22 protein-coding genes are annotated in these 18,290 nt (G+C 61.1%); 21 read left to right on the top strand and 1 reads right to left on the bottom strand.

Translation table 11 applies throughout. The annotated features are described in order from the left end of the window. Window positions 1-48 precede the first annotated feature (48 nt). From ACNHKD_RS13015 to ACNHKD_RS13005, 3 genes are all read left to right on the top strand, one after another. Complete coding sequence (locus tag ACNHKD_RS13015; protein ID WP_442753911.1) at window positions 49-1,215, top strand: hypothetical protein; 1,167 nt, start codon at window positions 49-51, stop codon at window positions 1,213-1,215. Window positions 1,216-1,301: 86 nt separating this feature from the next. Further along, the gene (locus ACNHKD_RS13010) at window positions 1,302-1,562 is read left to right on the top strand and encodes a hypothetical protein (RefSeq protein ID WP_442753910.1); all 261 of its coding nucleotides are present in this window, start codon (window positions 1,302-1,304) and stop codon (window positions 1,560-1,562) included. 373 nt (window positions 1,563-1,935) lie between these two features. Beyond that, window positions 1,936-2,346, top strand: a complete 411-nt coding sequence (locus tag ACNHKD_RS13005; RefSeq protein WP_442753909.1) for a J domain-containing protein — start codon at window positions 1,936-1,938, stop codon at window positions 2,344-2,346. A 22-nt stretch (window positions 2,347-2,368) separates the two neighbouring features. Here ACNHKD_RS13005 and ACNHKD_RS13000 read toward each other — a convergent pair whose 3' ends face one another. After that, window positions 2,369-2,860 carry an A24 family peptidase gene (locus ACNHKD_RS13000; protein ID WP_442753908.1) on the bottom strand — a complete coding sequence of 164 codons (492 nt, stop codon included), beginning with the start codon at window positions 2,858-2,860 and terminating at the stop codon, window positions 2,369-2,371. Window positions 2,861-3,317: 457 nt separating this feature from the next. On the opposite strand from ACNHKD_RS13000, the gene ACNHKD_RS12995 reads away from it, so the two are divergent. From ACNHKD_RS12995 to ACNHKD_RS12910, 18 genes are all read left to right on the top strand, one after another. Then, complete coding sequence (locus tag ACNHKD_RS12995; RefSeq protein WP_442753907.1) at window positions 3,318-3,497, top strand: Flp family type IVb pilin; 180 nt, start codon at window positions 3,318-3,320, stop codon at window positions 3,495-3,497. 190 nt (window positions 3,498-3,687) lie between these two features. Then, on the top strand, window positions 3,688-4,470 hold the full coding sequence (gene cpaB, locus ACNHKD_RS12990) for a Flp pilus assembly protein CpaB (RefSeq protein WP_442753906.1): 783 nt from the start codon (window positions 3,688-3,690) through the stop codon (window positions 4,468-4,470). 182 nt (window positions 4,471-4,652) lie between these two features. Then, on the top strand, window positions 4,653-6,335 hold the full coding sequence (locus tag ACNHKD_RS12985; RefSeq protein ID WP_442753905.1) for a type II and III secretion system protein family protein: 1,683 nt from the start codon (window positions 4,653-4,655) through the stop codon (window positions 6,333-6,335). Next, entirely contained in the window at window positions 6,332-6,649 is a 318-nt protein-coding gene (locus ACNHKD_RS12980) for a hypothetical protein (protein WP_442753903.1), read from the top strand. The genes ACNHKD_RS12985 and ACNHKD_RS12980 overlap by 4 nt, the downstream gene beginning before the upstream one ends. A 160-nt stretch (window positions 6,650-6,809) precedes the next feature. After that, the gene (locus tag ACNHKD_RS12975) at window positions 6,810-7,979 is read left to right on the top strand and encodes an AAA family ATPase (RefSeq protein WP_442753902.1); all 1,170 of its coding nucleotides are present in this window, start codon (window positions 6,810-6,812) and stop codon (window positions 7,977-7,979) included. Window positions 7,980-7,993: 14 nt separating this feature from the next. Continuing rightward, window positions 7,994-9,382, top strand: a complete 1,389-nt coding sequence (locus ACNHKD_RS12970; protein ID WP_442753901.1) for a CpaF family protein — start codon at window positions 7,994-7,996, stop codon at window positions 9,380-9,382. A gap of 17 nt (window positions 9,383-9,399) precedes the next feature. Then, on the top strand, window positions 9,400-10,350 hold the full coding sequence (locus ACNHKD_RS12965; protein WP_442753900.1) for a type II secretion system F family protein: 951 nt from the start codon (window positions 9,400-9,402) through the stop codon (window positions 10,348-10,350). An 8-nt stretch (window positions 10,351-10,358) separates the two neighbouring features. Continuing rightward, window positions 10,359-11,300 carry a type II secretion system F family protein gene (locus ACNHKD_RS12960; protein WP_442753899.1) on the top strand — a complete coding sequence of 314 codons (942 nt, stop codon included), beginning with the start codon at window positions 10,359-10,361 and terminating at the stop codon, window positions 11,298-11,300. Between the two features lie 2 nt (window positions 11,301-11,302). Beyond that, complete coding sequence (locus tag ACNHKD_RS12955) at window positions 11,303-11,827, top strand: tetratricopeptide repeat protein (protein ID WP_442753898.1); 525 nt, start codon at window positions 11,303-11,305, stop codon at window positions 11,825-11,827. A gap of 40 nt (window positions 11,828-11,867) precedes the next feature. After that, on the top strand, window positions 11,868-12,596 hold the full coding sequence (locus ACNHKD_RS12950) for a hypothetical protein (protein WP_442753897.1): 729 nt from the start codon (window positions 11,868-11,870) through the stop codon (window positions 12,594-12,596). Beyond that, window positions 12,593-12,862 (top strand): hypothetical protein, encoded by a 270-nt coding sequence (locus tag ACNHKD_RS12945; protein WP_442753896.1) that lies wholly within the window; start codon window positions 12,593-12,595, stop codon window positions 12,860-12,862. Before ACNHKD_RS12950 ends, ACNHKD_RS12945 begins: the two co-directional genes overlap by 4 nt. Then, window positions 12,859-13,110, top strand: coding sequence for a hypothetical protein (locus ACNHKD_RS12940; protein WP_442753895.1), 252 nt, complete (start codon window positions 12,859-12,861; stop codon window positions 13,108-13,110). Before ACNHKD_RS12945 ends, ACNHKD_RS12940 begins: the two co-directional genes overlap by 4 nt. Further along, complete coding sequence (locus ACNHKD_RS12935; RefSeq protein ID WP_442753894.1) at window positions 13,107-14,303, top strand: AAA family ATPase; 1,197 nt, start codon at window positions 13,107-13,109, stop codon at window positions 14,301-14,303. The genes ACNHKD_RS12940 and ACNHKD_RS12935 overlap by 4 nt, the downstream gene beginning before the upstream one ends. Then, window positions 14,296-14,595, top strand: coding sequence for a hypothetical protein (locus ACNHKD_RS12930; RefSeq protein ID WP_442753893.1), 300 nt, complete (start codon window positions 14,296-14,298; stop codon window positions 14,593-14,595). Before ACNHKD_RS12935 ends, ACNHKD_RS12930 begins: the two co-directional genes overlap by 8 nt. 97 nt (window positions 14,596-14,692) lie before the next feature. Then, on the top strand, window positions 14,693-16,207 hold the full coding sequence (locus tag ACNHKD_RS12925) for a terminase large subunit domain-containing protein (protein ID WP_442753892.1): 1,515 nt from the start codon (window positions 14,693-14,695) through the stop codon (window positions 16,205-16,207). Continuing rightward, window positions 16,198-16,533: an HNH endonuclease gene (locus tag ACNHKD_RS12920; RefSeq protein ID WP_442753891.1), complete on the top strand. Its 336-nt coding sequence runs from the start codon at window positions 16,198-16,200 to the stop codon at window positions 16,531-16,533. The genes ACNHKD_RS12925 and ACNHKD_RS12920 overlap by 10 nt, the downstream gene beginning before the upstream one ends. Then, window positions 16,518-17,765: a phage major capsid protein gene (locus ACNHKD_RS12915; RefSeq protein ID WP_442753890.1), complete on the top strand. Its 1,248-nt coding sequence runs from the start codon at window positions 16,518-16,520 to the stop codon at window positions 17,763-17,765. The genes ACNHKD_RS12920 and ACNHKD_RS12915 overlap by 16 nt, the downstream gene beginning before the upstream one ends. Then, window positions 17,765-18,289, top strand: a complete 525-nt coding sequence (locus tag ACNHKD_RS12910; RefSeq protein WP_442753889.1) for an HK97 family phage prohead protease — start codon at window positions 17,765-17,767, stop codon at window positions 18,287-18,289. Before ACNHKD_RS12915 ends, ACNHKD_RS12910 begins: the two co-directional genes overlap by 1 nt. The last annotated feature ends 1 nt before the right edge of the window (window position 18,290 follow it).

Here is an 18,290-nt window from a genome sequence, read left to right as displayed (position 1 = left end):
GAAGTTTAGAACGAATTTTACAAACTTGGCCGGGCGTCGAGGTCGCTGATGCGCAATCTTCATACTAGAGCGTGGCAGTGTCTGGGCCCTTTTGGACGGGGTTTAATTCTTTTTATCTTGTTGTCTTCAAGTATTATTTTTTTCCTGCTCACAGTGACCGCTCGCGACGTTAACCAGAGAAAGGACGCAGCGTCGGCCGCGGCGCCCCGGGCGGGACAAAGGGAAGCGGCGAAGCCGCCGGAAACCGTCGCCCGCGAGGAAGCCAAAAAGGACGATTCTCCCCCGCTCGCGCCGCCGACGCCTCCTCCGACCACGCCGCGGAGCGGCGCCGCGGACGTGTCGCCGACCACGCCGGCAAGCGGCCCCGTGAGCGCGCCGCCGCGGCATATGGTGCCGGGCAGCGCGGCGATCATGCAGCCTTCGCTTGAAACCTCGCATTGTCCTTTCGCCGACCCCGCCCGCCGCGTGGTGGCTGTCAGCGAGGAAATCGTCGCGCGCGCGACGCCCTCCGTCACCTCGCGACCGGCGCGCGAAAAGGGGGGAGCCGACCGCATTTTCGATCCGCGCGCCGACCTTGAAATCGTGGAGGCCCAGCCCGGATGGCTGCGGCTGCGCCAGAACCCGTCCCGCTGGCCGCCCGGGCAGAAAGCCTGGGACGGATGGGCGCCCGAAAGCGCGGTGCGTCCCCAGCATCGAACCCCGGAGACGATGACCGCCGACGAGAAGGCCTGTCTCTTCGTCGATCCGGCGAGCTGGCGCGGCGCCTCGCTTGCGCTACAGGGGACGATCCGCGAGGTCGCCCTGCGTATCCTGCGCGACGACGAGCGCTGCCGGCTCATCGGCGACGGCGGAATGATGGGCGAGAGTCAGCGCTTTTATCTCACCTGCTATCCCTCCGACGGCGGGCAGCCTTACCATTATTGGCTCTCGGCCTCTTCGGCCGAGAAGAATTTCGCCACGCCCGCGCCCGTCGATGAAAGCGCCGCCATGGATCTCTGCCGCAAGAAGCTCGAAAAACTTTTGGCGGGGAAGGGCGTCGTGCAAAATCAGCCGGTCCCCGACGTCGCCGCCGGGGCGATCAGCAGTTACAAGCAGCGCTCGGCCTATCACATGACGATCGACTATCGTCTCGGCGAGGTGGAAGCGGTGATGAAGGCTTATTGCTTCGTGCCGCCCGGACGCGACGCGGAAATTACTCTTGGCGATTCACAGTAAGCAAAGGCGCGCGGCGTAAGGCTTTTTTCATCAGTGGCCCGCAGAGTGGCGGAGGCGCCGCGTTCGGCGTATCGAAGGGGCCGCTCATGCTTCCCATCTGGCGTTACTTTTTCCCGATCTCGATCTGGGGCGTGCTTTTTGCCTGGCGCAATATTCGCGACGGCATGGAATGCATGAACTATGTCCTGGTTGGCATGTCGATTTGCGGCGCCTTCGCGACGGTGGGGCTTTTCATCGCTTTCGAAGCGCTACTGCTTCCCGCCTCTCTCGCGGCTGCGCTGACGGCGGGGGTGATCATGCTTGTCGCGCCGGAGCCGAAACAGGCGCAGCGCGTTCGCTCGGCCTAGTTCAAAAGGCAGGCGACGCCGAAGCGTGAACAGGCGCTCGCCTCGATGCGAGCGCATTTCTTATTTTCGTTGTCTGCAAGTCATTATCCACCCGGAAAAGCGCCCGCCGCATGCAAGGACATCCTTGCGTTGCGCGGCGCGTGCCCTTACGCGATAGTTGTCGCGCATCCGCGTGCGAAGGCGTCAGCGCTGCGTTCTTGCGCCAGGATCAAGGAAGTCATGGAAGCAAGCAAGCATGGCGCGTCTGATTTTCCATCGAATATTCGGCTATGCCGGGATGACGAGAGAGGTTGCCGTTCGAATCGATGGCGAATCGCGTCTCAGACTTGCTAATGGCGACCGCGCGGCGGTAAGCCTACCGGCCGGCGCTCATTTGATCGAGGCGTCAATCGGCAAGGACAATCCTTGCGGCATCGACCTTGTCGTCGGCGAGCACGACGAGTTTCATTTCGCCTGCCGCATTACGCATTTCTTCCAGCCCACCGTGCGCCTTGAACTGACGGGAAAAGGCGCCATCCGCCAGCGCTTCCAGCTCGGTCGCAAGCAAAAGCGCGAAAGAACGGAGGAGAGGGAAGAGACCGAAATGTGGGCTGGCATTCTGGGCGTGCGCGCCGACGCGACGCCCGAGGAGATACACCAAGCCTATATCAGTAAGATGCGGATGTATCATCCCGATCTGACGGCCAATCAGGGCGAGAGCGTTCGCGAGATCGCCGCCTGGAAAGCGCGGGAGCTAAACATGGCCTACTCGGTCGCGCGAAAGCATATGCGGCAAATGAAATGACGGAGCAGATTTGCCGGTTCTGTTATGGATGGACCGCTCTGCCATAGGACAAAGCGAGGGTCAGCAGCCACGCGCCCGAGATGCAGGGAGCGAAGGGAATATAGATTCGAGACTGCCCGCGAGACGGCGCAAGCTTCAGCCTGGCGGCGGCATAATAGAAGATCACCAAGACGCACATCGACAAGGTGAAGGTTGTGAGGTCGGCGGCGCCGAGCCAGAGAAAGGCGAGGGCGAGCAGTTTGACGTCGCCGCCGCCCATCCATCCCCGCGCATAGACGATAAGAAGCGCCACAAACATGACGGCGGCGACGGCCATCTGTCCGGCGATCTGTCCATAGTCGCCGCGCGCGATCACATTTGCGGCGAACAGCGCCAGCAGCGCGAGAATGACCTCGTTGCGGATCGTGTAATTTCGCCAGTCGTCCACGATCGCGAAGACCAGCGTGGCGACCAGCGCGAGATAAATCAGGCTTTCGATCAATTGCTGGCTCTCCTCGATCGCGGCGCGGGACACGGATTTCGCGGCGCCTTGTACCGCGAACCGTGGCTCAAATGATTCCCCGGTAAAACCCTAGGGGCTCGTTCAATCCCGGTCAAAGCTGAAACGCGACAATTATTCGAAGTCAAAAAACGTAGATAACTTAGTATCATAGCCTGTCAAAACTCACAAAGACTCACGCCATACGATACGTAAAATAGAATTTGTGCATTGACCGATCTGTAGCCAGAAAGATGGAAGAAACAGCTTTAGCTTAGCAATAATTTACAGCAAAGTTTCATCAGAAAAATATGAAAAATCTCAGTGCATTGAGTTTAAAACTGATAAGAAATTAACCGAAAACTCAATTGCTAACAAAACCTTACTTTCTTCACTTGCTCTGAACGGACCCTTAACATATCGTCAACCTACCCAAAGGCGGTCGGGGGGTCCGGCTAGCAAAGGGCAGTTTGATTGAGTTGGAGGATAAAAAATGTCGAAATTCGTCGCTCTCAAAAAGTTCATCAAGGATCAGGACGGCGCGGCGCTGGCCGAATATGCGGTTGCGTTGGCGGTGATCACTGGCGCTACGATTACCGCGATGCAGCTGCTGGGTACAAACATTGGTAAGGTGGTCAACTCTGTCGCGGGCGTAATCCAGTACACCCCTTGATCGGTTGAGCAAATTTGAGTCGGTCGCGCTAAGGCGCGGCCGACTCACGAGAGTTCAGTCGTCACGGTTGCACGTTACCTTGTAGTTTTGCGTCTACTGCCTATAAAGTTGAGCTTGAGGCCAGGAAATGAAAACAAGTACTTCAATAATCCTGGTCATCGCAATATTGGCGGGCGTCATAGCGGCTCAAATGGCGCGCAACATTGTGAACCGTCCCGTCGAAACGGTCAAAATCGTCGTGGCGACAAAGCCACTTTCCTTCGGAACTCAGCTTACACGCGAAGGCCTGTCGGAAGCCGCATGGCCCGCTTCGTCGATTCCCGAAGGCGCCTTCAAATCCATCGACGACTTGCTGAAAGACGGACAGCGCGTGGCGATGGCGCCGATCGCGAAAAACGAGCCGGTCCTGTCCTCGCGCGTTTCCGGCCCCGGCGAGAAGGCTTCTCTTTCGGCGCTGATTGAACCAGGCATGCGGGCGGTGGCCGTCCGCGTCGACGATGTTCGCGGCGTCGCGGGCTTCATCCAGCCGGGCGATCGCGTCGATGTCGTGCTCACACGGGTCGAACATAATGCGAAATTCGACCGGGATGAGAGCTATAGCGACGTGCTCCTGCACAACGTCAAGGTTCTGGCGATCGACCAGCAGGCGGCCGAGCGGCAGGAAAAGGCGCAGGTCGTCAAGGCCGTCACATTGGAGGTGACGGCGGAGCAGGGGCAGAAACTCATCCTCGCCGGCGGCGCCGGCACGCTGTCGCTGATCCTGCGCGAAGCCGGCGGCGGCAAGGTTGCCGAGGCGGCGCGGCGCGTGACGATGACCGATCTTGGATATAGCGAGGCGCCGAAGGCTTCCGACACGCCCAGCGAGCCGTCGGAAGGCGCGGCGTCCGCGAGATCGAAAGTGCGCATTCTTCGCGGCGCGAAGGATGAAGAAGTCGAAGTCTATCATGATCCAGCCGTGGCGCATGCGGACTGAGACTTTGCTTTAAAACTGTGTCGCCTGGGACACAGGCGCAATGTAAATCTGACAAAAATCTCTTTGAACCGATTCAATTAACAAGTTGGGGTTTGACTGAGGCGTGCAAAACGCCAAAAGCTTGGTTGGGGGCGGCTTTGCGACAGCATTTGGGTTCGGCAATGTATAGTGAGTTCTCCGTCATGCGTCGCGTCAGAGCCTATGTCTCATGTCTCGCGATTATTTCATCCGCTTTGGGTTTCGCGGCCAGCCTGCCGGCGACTGCATACGCTAAAGACGAGCAATCCGACTCGGCGCGTTCCGCCGTCAAGATGACCTTGTTCAAGAACAAGGCGAAGAATATCAGGCTCAACTATCCTTTCGCCGATGCGACGGTCGGCGCGCCCGATATCGCCGACATCTACCCGATCAGCGACAGGCAGCTTTACGTTGTCGGCAAAAGCGTCGGCCGCACCAATGTCCTGCTTTTCGACAATGAAAAGCGGCTGATCGGTTCCGTCGACGTGGATGTGAAGCTCGACGACCGCGCCATGAGCGACGAGCTGCAGACGGCGGCCGGCGTGCCGGGCGTGCAGGTGCAGGATGTCGACGAGAACATCGTGCTGCGCGGCCGCGGCCGCGACGCGCCGAGCATCGCCCGTGCGGTGAGCGCCGCGCAGGGTCTGTCGAAAAATCCCATTGTCAACGCGATGAAGCTGGGCGGCTCTCAGCAGGTGATGCTAAAGGTGCGTTTCGTGGAAGCGAACCGCGCTGGGATTCGCGCTTTTGGCGTGCGCTGGCAGGCAATCCTCAACAACCGTCTTGCTGGCGCGGTGGGCAGAACTGTCGGGCGTTCGACTATGTTCAATAACGGTCTCCAGCCCGGAGCGACCGGCGCTGGTGGATCGGCTACCGTACCCGGCGCTGCGGTAGGGCCATATGTAAATGGGCAACCGTTTAATGGGGCCTTGCCGATCGTGTTCGACGTCGTTCAGAACGCTCTGACCAGAACCAGCCCTACCGCCACCATCATCGCGCAGCTTGTCAACACTGGCGGTGGAAGCCTCGACGCGGTGATTAGCGCGCTTGAGGAGCAGAATGTCATTCGTTCCCTCGCGGAGCCAAATCTGGTGGCGCTTTCGGGGGAGTCGGCAGAGTTTATCGCGGGCGGACAGATCCCGGTGCCCGTTCCGCAAGCTGGAAGTTTTGGCGCTGCTGCGTTTGTGACGATCCAGTGGAAGGACTTCGGCGTGAAACTTAATTTCACACCCACGGTGCTCGAGGACAAGGTCATCAGCTTGAAGCTCGAGCCCGAAGTCAGCGACCTTGACTATACAAATGCAGTCACAATCAACAACATTACGGTTCCCGCCATCGTTTTGCGGCGCGCCAGGACGACCGTCGAACTGCGCGATGGGCAAAGCTTCGCAATCGCGGGTCTTATCCAGGAAAAGAGCCAGCGCGATGTCGAGCAGCTTCCCTGGCTCGGCTCGGTGCCGGTGCTCGGCGCCTTGTTCCGCAGCACGGAATTCCAGAAGCGTGAGACGGAACTCGTCGCGCTCGTCACGCCCCATCTCGTGAAGCCCGTGCCGCCCGGCAACAAGGATCCCCGGCTCAAGACGCCGCTGGACACCACCATGGCCGGCAACGATTTTGACCTCTTCGTGCGCGGCAAGGCGGAACTGTCGAAGACGCCTCCGACCTATCTCACGGAAACCGGCGTCGAGCAGCCCTTGGCGGGCGGCATCGCGCCGGGCGCGCCGGAAACGGCGCCGACGCCGGTGGCGTCGCCCGATCCGCTGACCCGGTTCTTCGGGGCGCTCACGCCCCAGCAGAGCTATATCCCCGATCCTCAGCCAAGCGCGCCGCAGGGCATACCGCAATGAACCCCATGAAACTCATCCTGGCCGCGATGGCGGGCGTCAGCGCCGGCGCATGCAGCAACGAATATTACTTTCGCTCGGACTCCATTCGTTTTGAAGCCGGCGACGCGGTCGCGACAAATCTGGCGGTTCAGATTCCGAATCCGAGACCGCCGCGCTCGCAGGACACGAACATTCCGATGGATGCGGTGAAAGCGCAGAAAGCCATCGAGAAATATCGCAACGGCGACCAGAAGCAGGGCGGCGGCATGATGATCCCTGTCGTCGACAGTTCGAATGGCAGCCCATTCGAGTCGTCGATCAACGGGAACAAATGATCAGGCTTGTAACGCTCCACCGGAGACGTCCGCGACTCTTTCGATAAGACGCCGGTCGTCGCAATCGTCGAGTTCGTTCCAACCCCGCCATCAAGACGTCAGCGAAAGCTGGTTGTCTTGATCCGGCGCGGTCTCAAAAGGGTCAAGGCAAAGTTTTCATATGCTCGCTTACCTTGTCCGCTCGCCCGCATATCAGGCTCGACTTGCAGTCATCGGGCAGGCGCTCGAGCGGCATGGCTGCGAGGTTCATCATGCGGACTCGATCGAATCCGCCATGAACGAAGGCAGGGTTGCGGGCCGTTCGAACGCTCTGATCGTCGTTCCGGAAACTGGCGACAACAAGACCGACGTCGCGCGCATCGCGCAGGCGGCGGCCTGGACGACGCGACGCGCCTTTATTTTATATGTCGCCAGCACGCTGAGCCCCGAAGATTACAAGACGCTTACGCGCCTTGGCGCGGCCGAGACCACCGACTGGGACGCAGCGATTAAGGAGATCGCGCAACTCCTCCCGCGCTTGCAACGGGAAGCGAACGTAACGTCGGAAAGCGTCGGACATCGCCTGATCACGTTCCTGGGGACGGGCGCAGGCTGCGGCAACACAACCATCGCGATGGAAACGGCGGTGCATCTCGCCTCCATGAAAGGAGGCGCGGCGGGCAGCGTCGCGCTGTTCGATCTGGAGCTCGCGGATAGCGTGGTTTGCGCCTATCTCGACATCAAGCCGCACATAGACTGGGACGAGCTCGCGCATAATCCGGAGCGCATAGACGGACACATGCTCGGCATTCTCGCGTCGCGTCATGAGTCCGGACTCGATGTGTTCGCCTCTGTCGGTCCTCCCCAGGAGCGCGTCAATATCAACGGCGTCGCGGTTCTCACTATGCTGAACCGCCTGATAGAGCTTTATGACGTCGTTATTGTCGACGCGCCTGCGGCAAGGCGGCGCGACGTCGACGAGCTCTTGCGCAATTCGGATTTCGTCGTCGTTACCGGCCTCTATTCGATACCGTCCGCGAAGAGCGCGGGCGCGATGCTCAAGATGCTCGCGGAAATGCGCATTCCGCCGCACCGTATAGCGACGGTCATAACGGACGCCGAGACGAACCTTTTCGGCCGGGTGACGGAGACCTTCGACATCGCGAAACTCATCGGCGCCACGCCGCCGCTGTTCGTTCGTCGGGACCGGGCTTTCGCGATCGAGTCCGCGAACGCCGGCTTGTCCATGGTCGCCAGTCAACCAAAGCGCGGGATCTCCCAGGATATCGCCAAGATCGCGGAGCGCGTTCTGAACGTCGCTCCGGTTGAGGCCGCAACGGCCAAGAACTAAGGAGGCGTGCGTCGATGTCGGAACGTTTCAAGTTCTTTGCTTCGTCTCCCAAGCCGCCGCTTGTCGAGGAGGCCCAAGCCAATCTTCCGGTGCCCGCGGAGATTGCGGGCGACCTTTTCGGCGATCCGCGCAAGCGCCGCCTTCTTGAAGAGAAGGTGTTGCTGCACGGGAAAATTATCGACGAGTTCAATCTCGCTTTTCTCGATCAAATGTCGCGGGACGACCTGAGGAGGTCGATTGCGGAGTTTGTCTTCGATTACATCAGGAACAAGCAGATACTTCTGAATCAGAGCGAGACGGAGGCGTTTCTAGAGGAGATTATCGACGAGATGGTGGGGCTGGGGCCCTTGCAGTCCCTGCTGGACGACCCAACCATCAACGACATCCTCATCAACACGGAAAACTGTGTTTTCATCGAGCGTCAGGGCATACTCGAAAAGACGGATGTGCGCTTCAAGGACGAGGCGCATCTACTTCGCGTCATAAACAAGATCGTTTCCCGAGTCGGCCGGCGCGTCGACGAGTCTTCGCCCATGGTGGACGCGCGCCTCATGGATGGCTCTCGCGTAAACGTCGCGGTCAGGCCGATCGCAGTGGACGGGCCTCTCGTATCGATCAGAAAGTTCTCGAAGCGTCCATTTTCGATCGAGCGCCTGGAAGTCGTCGGCGCTTTGAAGCACCCCATGAGCCTGCTGCTCCAGGGGGCCGTGCGCGGGCGCATTTCGATGATCATCTCGGGCGGCACGGGTTCGGGCAAGACGACGATGTTGAACGCTCTGTCTTCCTCGATACCGCCGACCGAACGCATTCTCACAATCGAAGACGCGGCCGAGTTGCAGCTCCAGCAGCCACATGTCGCGCGGCTGGAATGCCGCCCCGCGAACGCCGAAGGAAAGGGCGAAATCCGGCAGCGTGAGCTTGTCAAGAACGCGTTGCGTATGCGCCCGGACCGGATCATCATCGGCGAATGCCGCGGCGAGGAAGCCTTCGACATGTTGCAGGCAATGAACACCGGCCATGAAGGCTCGATGACGACGATCCACGCCAACACGCCGCGCGACGCGCTACGGCGGCTGGAGCAGATGGTCGGCATGTCGAGCGTGGCGATGTCGCAGCAAAGCATCAGGCAGCAAATCGCGTCGGCTATCCAGGTGATCGTCCAACTCCAGCGACTGAGCGACGGCTCGCGCCGCGTCGTGAGCATTGCCGAAGTCACGGGAATGGAAGGGGACGTCATTCAACTCCAGGAAATCTATCGTTTCATACGGGAAGGAGTTGACGGGAACGGCGCTGTTATCGGCTCCTTCAGGGCGACAGGCATCAGGCCGCTCTTCCTTGAAGCGTTGAAATATATGGGGGTGGATTTCCCCGCTTCGGCGTTCGATCCGAATGCTTCCCTCTAGTTTAGGACCAAGGCGCGATGTCAGCCAACACGCTCCTTTATTTTCTGACGTTTCTTTCCGCCACGCTGCTTACCTTCGGCGCCTATAGCTATTTCACGCGCGAGCGCGAAATACAGCGCAGGATCGAGCGGCGGGCGGCGGCGTGGGAGCCGACGGAGCGCACGGAGACGATGATGCTCCTGCGGCGAGGCAAGGCGGCCTTGCCGAGCGTGCTGGGCGAGAACGCCGAGACGCTGCAGGACTGGTTGCTGCAAACCGGCGTGCCCCTGACCGATTGGCAATATCTGGGCGGCGCGCTCGCAGGCTTTGTGGCGACGCAGCTATTATGTTTGTTCCTGCTTGGATTTTCGCCCGTCGCCTATCTCGCGGGCCCCGCGGTCTGGCTGTCATTGATCCTCGCGCTTTTGAGCATTGCGCGACAACGGCGTATCTCAAAATTTGAAGAACAGCTGCCGGACGCGATCGACATTATCGCGCGCGGGTTGAAGGCCGGCTATCCGTTGCAGACGGCGGTTTCATTGGTCGCCAGAGAAATGGGCGATCCAGTCGGACTGGAATTCAAGACGGTCGTCCATGAGATCGGTTTCGGCCTGGACGTCGAAACGGCGATGAAGAATTTGTCGCGCCGGGTCGGTTCCAACGATCTCGTTTTTCTCGTCACCGCCGTTGTCGTGCAGACGCAGTCCGGCGGCAATCTGGCGGACGTTTTGAGCCGGCTGTCCAACACCATGCGCGAAAGAACGAAGCTTCGGCTGAAGGTGGAGGCGATGACGAAGGAAGGCAGGATGACCGCGCTTATGCTGACCTTCATGCCGCCCGGGGTCGGCATCATGATCTACATCCTCAACCCCGCATATTACCGTGCGGTCTGGAGCGAATCCGGCTTCAAGATGATGATGTATCTTGCCGTAGGGCTGCTGGTCGTCGGAAACCTCATCCTGCGAAAAATGGTCAAGTTCAAGTATTGAGGCAAGAAATGCAGAGCGACGTCTACGCATGGTTTGTCGTCGCGGCGACGTTCGTCTCCGTTTCTCTCGTCGTTGTCGCTCTCGGATTCTCACTCGACAGACGCCGCCAGATATCAATGCGTTTGCAGGAGGACGCTTCGGCGACCGGTCAACCGCTCGATCGGGCGATAGGTTCGCTGGCCTTGAATATGACGGAGCGCCTTGACGCGGTCTTTGCCGGTCGCGGCGTCATGTCATCAAGTTCCAAGGTCCGGATGGAGCTCGTCCAAGCCGGTTTTTTCTCCCCCCAGGCGCCGATGATATACGCCGCCGCAAAGATCGTCCTTCCGCTCGTCGCGATCGCTTTCTCTTATTTAGGGATGAAGGCGTTCAGTCCCAGCGGCGAATCCGGAGCGATGTTGGCGGTAATGGCGTCGATGGCCTTTGCCGGCTACAAGGGGCCCGAAGCTTTCGTCAGTCGAAAAAAAGACAGTCTGGCCGCCGTCTACCGTGCGACTTTTCCGGATTTTCTTGACCTGCTTCTCGTATGTATTGATGCGGGTCTCAGTATGAATGCCGCCGTCGACCGAGTCGCAAAGGAGTTCGACGCGAGCTGCAAGCCGTTCGCAATCAATCTCTCGCTCATGCTCAGTGAAGTCAGGTCCGGACGCGCTTTTCCCGACGCGCTTGAGAATTTGAGCGTTCGTTTGGGAATAGACGAGGCGAAATCGTTTGTGACTCTTGTAAAACAATCGCTTGAACTGGGGTCGGACGTCAGCACAGCGCTCCGTGTTTATTCAGACGAGATGCGCGTCAAGCGCCTTTTGCGCGCAGAGCTGATGGCCAATGCATTGCCAATAAAAATGCTGCTTCCACTTGGCGTATTCATTTTTCCCGCGCTTCTTATCGTCGTGTTGACGCCTGCGATGATGTCGCTTAGTGCTATTTTCTCTAGTTTAGTGAGGAAATGATCATGCTTTTGCGCATCGAAAACTCAGTCTTGCTGAACTGTTGCGCCGCTCTGTGGTTGCTGCTCGCGACAAACGCCGGAAGAGCCGAATCCTGGCCTTTCGTCGATCCCGAGTTCGGTCCGAATATTTACCTCGGCGACGAAGACCTTCGTCTTGGACGCGCACATTTCGTCCACGGCGATTACGGTCTGGCGGAGAATTATTTCCGCCGCAGCACGGAGGTCACGCCTCAAAACGGGCAGGCTTGGGTCGGACTTGCCGCTTCATACGACCGGCTGGGTCGGTTTGACCTGGCGGAACAGGCTTACAAGAGGGCGGCGAAATTGGTGGGCAGGAACTATGTCCTGCTGAACAATCACGGATATTCCTATATGCTTCGAGGCCGTTATGGCGAGGCAAGAAGGCTCTTGCAGCAGGCGGCTGCGATGGCGCCGGGCAATCCGACGATCCAAAACAACCTCATGATTTTGGATAGCGGACAATACTATTTCGTCGGCAATCCCCAAATTCTCTTTTGGCCGGAGTGAGCGAGTCTCAACTCCTAGCGAAACGCGGTCGGCGGCCTGTTTGGAAACGACGGGCCGCAAGTATCGGAGTGAAATTCTCTTAGATGGCAGGAGTGGAGGGGCTACCAAAAAGCCCGTAAAATCAAAGGCTTCAACGCGGCCCACTGGCGAAAACAAGCAGATTGATAATAAAGGGCTTTCTTCGGAATCGGCCCACCGTCCGCGCGCCCAAAAGAAAACCGCCGTCCCGGCTGGTCCCCGGAACGGCGGCGAAACTTCTGCGAAGGCAAGGAAAAACCTTCACGTCCAAGAATACCTCGATGCGCGCATTGACGCAATCGCCTTGGCGGTCGACCCTCACCTGGCGGACCTCGAAAAGCTTGATCGACTGATCGCGCTCGCCGACGAGGCGGCGCCTGACCCAGAGCGAGAGCCATGGCTCGGCTCGGTCGCGATGGTCGATCAAAGGCTATGGGCCCTGTTCGGCGCCCAGGATGATCGCGAGGGGCCGAACGACGATCTTGAGCCGGATGACCATCCCGAGGATAAAAACTCCCCGGTACACCTTGACGGCGGCAACGGCGACGTTCCGACCAAAGAGGACAACCTCGCCGCAGAGGAAAAGCGTCGGGCAACAGCGGAAAAAGACGCCGCGGCTCAGTGGGTGTGGGACGACGCCCAGAGCGCGCGGATAGCGGCGAATCTCCCGTTCGCGCCTTGGACGCCAGAAAATCAGCGCCGGGCCGAAGCCGGTCTTCCGCTTCTCTCGTATGGGGAGATGCGCCAATGACTTCGAACGTCGTTAAATTCAAATCGCGCCATCGCCTTGCCGCCGAAGAAATGGCCTTTCTTGCGCGCGGTCATGTGGCCGTCTGCAAGACGCGCATTCCTGATATGGGTTGGAAGCGCCTCCGTTGGGTAGTGATTACGGTTTTTCTCGACGGCACAAGCGACTGGGAAGACGGCCCGAAAGACGAGCGCACGGCGCTCTTTGTGGCCGAAGTCCGCGCCCGGAAATACGGCTTCAAGGTCGTAAACTGGGGGGTGCTTAAATGACGGCAATTGGCGTCATCCCCCAGACCGCGCGCCCCGCGCCAACCGACGCCGAGCTTTTGGCTCTGGACTTCCTGACCGAGGCCTCGTCGCTCCTCTGCGGTCAAAGCGCCGCTCTCCTCGCGGCGGCTGCAGCGGGCGACAAGGAAGCCGTAGAGGCTCGCCTCGGCGCGTGCCGTCGAATCGTCAAGGAAGCCTGCGGCGCGTGGCGCGAGGCAGTCCCGGCTCTCCCGACAAGGGAGGCCGCATGACCTACCTCTCGCCCGAATTGCTCAACTCGCCCCTTTTGCGGGAGGCTACGGCCGAATACCACGACGAGCGCGACGCGACCGAGCAAAGACACGCGGCGGGGGAGAAATCCCCCGCTCATAAGCCGCACCTTGTCATCGCGGCGCCGGCGCAGCAAGCCAACGGAAAGCAGGCCAGTCCGCCTAAGCTGGTCTCGGCGCGCGAACTCCTGGGAATGGAGTTTGAGCCCGTCAAATACGTGGTCCCCGGCTATGTCGCCGAGGGCGCGACGATCCTCGCTGGCCGTCCGAAGCTCGGCAAGTCGTGGATGGCGCTCGAAATGGCCATCGCTGTCGCGACGGGCGGGGCGTGCCTTGGCGGCATTCAATGCGAGCAAGGGGACGTGCTCTACCTCGCGCTAGAGGATAACCAGCGCCGCCTGCAAAGCCGTCTCGACCGCATTCTCCCCGCTGGCTCGCCTGGGCCCGCCGGTCTTCATTTCGCGACCGAATGGCCGCGCGCCAACGAAGGCGGTCTGAAATACCTGCGGGAATGGCTGGAAAGGCATCCAGCGGCGCGCCTCGTCGTCGTCGACATCCTGACCATGTTCCGGGACGTTCGGAACGGTAAGGACACGCCCTACGAGTCCGATTACGCCGCGGTGAAGGGCCTTCAAACGCTCGCCATGGAGAAAGGCGTCGCGGTCCTGATCGTTCACCACACGCGCAAGGGAAGCGGCGAGGGCGGCGACGCATTCGAGAAAGTGAGCGGGACACTCGGGTTATCGGGCGCCGCAGACACGACGCTTGTGCTGGACCGCGATGGTAACGGCGCGACGCTCTATGGCCGCGGCCGCGACATCGAGGAAATCGAGACGGCGGTTACTTTTGACCGCGACCTGTGCCGCTGGTCGGTTATCGGGCAGGCGTCGGAAGTGCGGAAGACCGACGAGCGCAAGGAAATTCTCGACGTTCTCAAAGACGCCGACGAGCCGATGACGCCGAGCGAAATCGCCGGCGCTCTAGGCGTATCAAGTAATAATATCAAACAGTTGCTATTTAAGATGGCTAAGGCCGGCGAGGTCGTGAAGTCTCGTACGAGAGGCCGTTATCTCCATCCAGACCGCCCTGATCTCGATAACCCTCATACCCCCGATAACCCTGATAACCGGATAACCGGACAGGAAGGGGAAGATGGAGGGAGAGACCATGACTGATCTCTCTCCCGGTTATCGGGTTACCGAGGTTATCGGCTCTGAGAGAGCGGCCCGTGAGACCATAACCGGCTCGATCGCGATCCGCCCGACCCTGCGGCGCACGCCCGCCGGCAAGCCCTGCGTCAGGGCAACAATCGTCACCGAGCAAGGGGAATGGCTGCATCTCGTCTGCTATGGCCGTAAGGCTCGCGAGGCGCTGCTTAGGCGCGAGCACGGCGACGAGATGACGCTGACCGGCACAATCGCCGATGGCGTCATGACCGTCTCCAGGGTGGAAGGGGGCGGCGAATGACGTTCCCCTGCATGGTCCCAATGCTCAACGATAGAGAAACCCCATCGACCGGATGCATGACTTTTTCTTTCGCGCCCTCAACTCTTGGGGGTGCGGAATGAAGGCTGCAACCAAAGCGACTCGTTTCCTCGAAAAGCTGCACATTCCAGAGGGGCCCCGCGCCGGCCAGAAGCTCCGGCTCGCGCCTTTCCAGAAGCAGTTTGTGACGGGCGCTCTCGACACGGCGACGAACATCGCCTGCCTCTCTATCGGGCGCGGCAACGCGAAAACGGCTCTGTCCGCTGGCGTCGCGCTCGGCTCCCTGATTGGCGAATGGGACCGGCAACCGAACCGAGAGATTCTGCTTGCGGCCCGCACGCGGGACCAGGCGCGCGTCGCGTGGAACTTCGTCGCGGGCCTCTCGCATAGCCTGCCCGAGGAAACGCAACGGGCGCTGATTTTCCGGCGCGCTCCCCGGCTCGAAATCGAGTTTGACGGCGACGGCGGCGGGCATGTCGTTCGGGTTATCTCGGCGGACGGCAAGTCGGCGCTCGGCTCGGCCCCGACGCTGGCGCTACTCGACGAGCGGGGGCATTGGGCGCGCGACAAGGGCGACGAGCTCGAGCACGCGCTTCTCTCCGGTCTCGGCAAGCGGGGCGGCAAGGCGCTGATTATATCGACGAGCGCTCCCGATGACGCCCACCCCTTTTCGAAGTGGTTGGACGAGGAACAAGAGGGCGTCTATCGCCAAGAGCACCGGCCGGCTCCGGGCCTCCCGGCGGACGATGTTGAGAGCCTGCTTATCCCCAATCCCGGCGCGCAACACGGGATAGGCTCGTCGCTCGAATGGCTGGAGGCGCAAGCCCGTCGCGCCATCAAGCGGGGCGGCTCGGCGCTTACATCGTTCCGGCTTTACAACCGCAACGAGCGCGTGAGCGGCGAGACGCGCGACCTTCTGCTGACGGTCGACGAGTGGCTGTCGTGCGAGACGGCGGACCTTCCCCCGCGCTCCGGGCCGGTTGTTATCGGCATCGACCTGGGCGGCTCGGCGAGCATGACGGCGGCGGGCTTCTACTGGCCTGAGACGGGCCGGCTCGAATGCCAAGGGACATTCCCCTGCAAGCCTTCCCTTCTCGACCGCGGCGCGTCCGATGGCGTCGGCAACCGCTACGCCTTGATGGAAGACCGTGGCGAGCTATCGACGCTCGGCGAGCAAACCGTGCCTGTCGCCGCGTGGCTGGCGAGCGTCATGCGCCATATCGACGGCGAGCATGTCGCCGCGCTCGTCGCCGATCGCTACAAGCAATCGGAACTTGGCGAGGCGATAGACCGTGCGGGGATCCGCGCGCCGATCATCTGGCGCGGCCAGGGCTTCCGTGACGGTGGCGAGGATTGCGAACGATTCCGCCGCGCGTGCTTTGACGGGAAGGTGAAGGCGGCACCGTCGCTCTTGCTGCGCTCGGCTTTCGCGGATGCTGTGACGCTTCGCGACCCTGCGAACAATCTCAAACTGGCCAAAGCCCGTTCGAACGGACGCATTGACGCCGCGGCCGCAACGGTTCTCGCCGTCGCAGAAGGCGCGCGGATTATGGGCCGCCCCGTGAGACAAGCGAGGGCGCCGACATGGGTCTAGACCATTACTTTCGTCACTCGAAAGCGGTCACAAGCTCGCCGCGCTGGCCGGCCTTGCGCCTCGCTGCGAAGCGCCGCGATGGCTTCAAATGCGTGAAGTGCGGCGCGCGCGGCCGGCTGGAATGCGACCATATCCAGCCCGTTCGGACGCATCCCGAATTGGCGTTCGACCTCGCCAATCTGCAGAGCCTTTGCGCGGCATGTCACGCGCGAAAGACCCGCCTCGAAATTGGCCTCGGCCATGAAAACCCCGAGCGCGACGCGTGGCGCACGGCGGTCAAGGAACTCTCACACGCGAAGAAGGTAAACACATGCTCGAATCGGTAAAAATCTCTCGTCGTCAGTCGGAGATTCGCCAGGCGCTCGCAGGCCTCGTCGGCAAGGAAAGCCCGAGCGACGACGAGACGCGCAACATGGAAACGCTCGACTCGGAATACCGCACGAACGAGACGCGCTATCGCGCCGCGCTGATCTCGGAAGACACCGAACGTCGCGACGCCAAGCGCGACCTGGAGACGCGCGGGGGGAACGAATGGGCGGAGCTCGTCGGCAAGTTTGAACTACGCCAGGTTGCGCTTGCTCTCGACGAAGGCCGCACGATCGACGGCGCTACGGCGGAAGTCGTTTCCGAACTGCGCTCGCGCGGCGGCTATCGCGGCGTTCCGGTTCCGTGGGCGGCGCTCGAAAAGCGCGTGGGCGAAACGGTCGCGAGCGGCACGCCGAATCCGGTCTCCACGCGCCCTATTATTGACCGTCTCTTTGCCGCGTCGGCGGCGGCGCGCATGGGCGCGAACATGTTCAACGTCGACTCGGGCGAAGTGGAATATCCGGTGACGACGAGCGCGGTTGCGGCCGCTTGGGCGTCTTCCGAGACGGGCGCCGTGGGCGGACCGACCGCCTACGCCACGACCGACAAGCCGCTGACGCCTGCGAACACGCTCGGCATTACCATGAAGCTCACGCGCAAGGCGATGAAGCAGACCGGCGACGCGCTGGAGGCGGCTGTGCGCCGCGACATGAACGGCGCTATTGGCGTCGCTCTCGACAAGGCTGTGTTCCTCGGCGCTGGCAGCGGCGGCGAGCCCGCGGGCGTACTTGTTGGCTCCTACGGCATTACCAGCACCAGCGTCGACGCCGCAGCGTCCTGGGCGGCTTTCCGCGCCGCTGTGGTGCGCTTCATGACGGCGAACGCGGCGAATGGGCCGGCCGACGTGAACCTGCTTGTTCGGCCGGAAATTTTCGACACGATGGATGACGACGTTATCAGCGGGACGGCGGTTTCTCAGTGGGACTTGCTGAACGCGAAGGTGAAGAACGTCGTCATTTCGAGCAACGCGCTCGCCGCGCCGACCGGCACGCCCGCGGCGTCGAAGGCGCTGCTGACGACGACGATTAACGGCGTTCCGCCTATCTTCGTCGCGACCTGGGGCGCAATCGACATGATTCGCGACCCCTATTCGGACGCGGCTTCGGGCGGGCTGCGCCTCACGGCGCTGGCGACGATGGACGTTACCGTGTCGCGGCCGGCGCAGCTCGAAATTCTGACTGGGCTGCAGTAATGGAAAGGCGCGCCTTTCACCTCGAAATCCGGGCCGCGCGGGGAAACCCGCGCCGCCTGGAGGGCTACGCGGCGACATTCGGAAGCGAAACGCGCATCGGCAACTTTACCGAGACGATCCGCGCTGGCGCTTTCGCCGCGTCTCTCGCGTCTGGCGCGGACGTGTTGGCGCTCGTCGACCACGATCTGGCGCGCGTCCTGGGCCGCACGGGCAGCGGCACGCTGCGGCTGTCGGAAGATACACGCGGGCTCGCGTTCTCTCTCGACATGCCCGACACGACGCTGGCGCGCGACACGCTGGCGCTCGCCGAGCGAGGCGACCTGGGCGGAATGAGCTTTGGCTTCAAAGCGCAGGATGAGAAGTGGAGCGGAAGCCGGCGCGAGCTTCGCGCCGTCGACCTTCGCGAAATCTCAATTGTGCAAAGCTGGCCGGCATATTCCGACACAGTGATTGAGGCGAGAAGCCAGGCGAACGCGGGGGGCAAATCGTCCGTTGCGGGCGCCCTTCGCAGGTGGAGGGCATGAC

The organism is Methylocystis sp. JAN1 (assembly GCF_052186135.1).
Classification (GTDB): Bacteria; Pseudomonadota; Alphaproteobacteria; order Rhizobiales; family Beijerinckiaceae; genus Methylocystis.
This window is presented reverse-complemented; position numbering and strand designations above follow the sequence as displayed.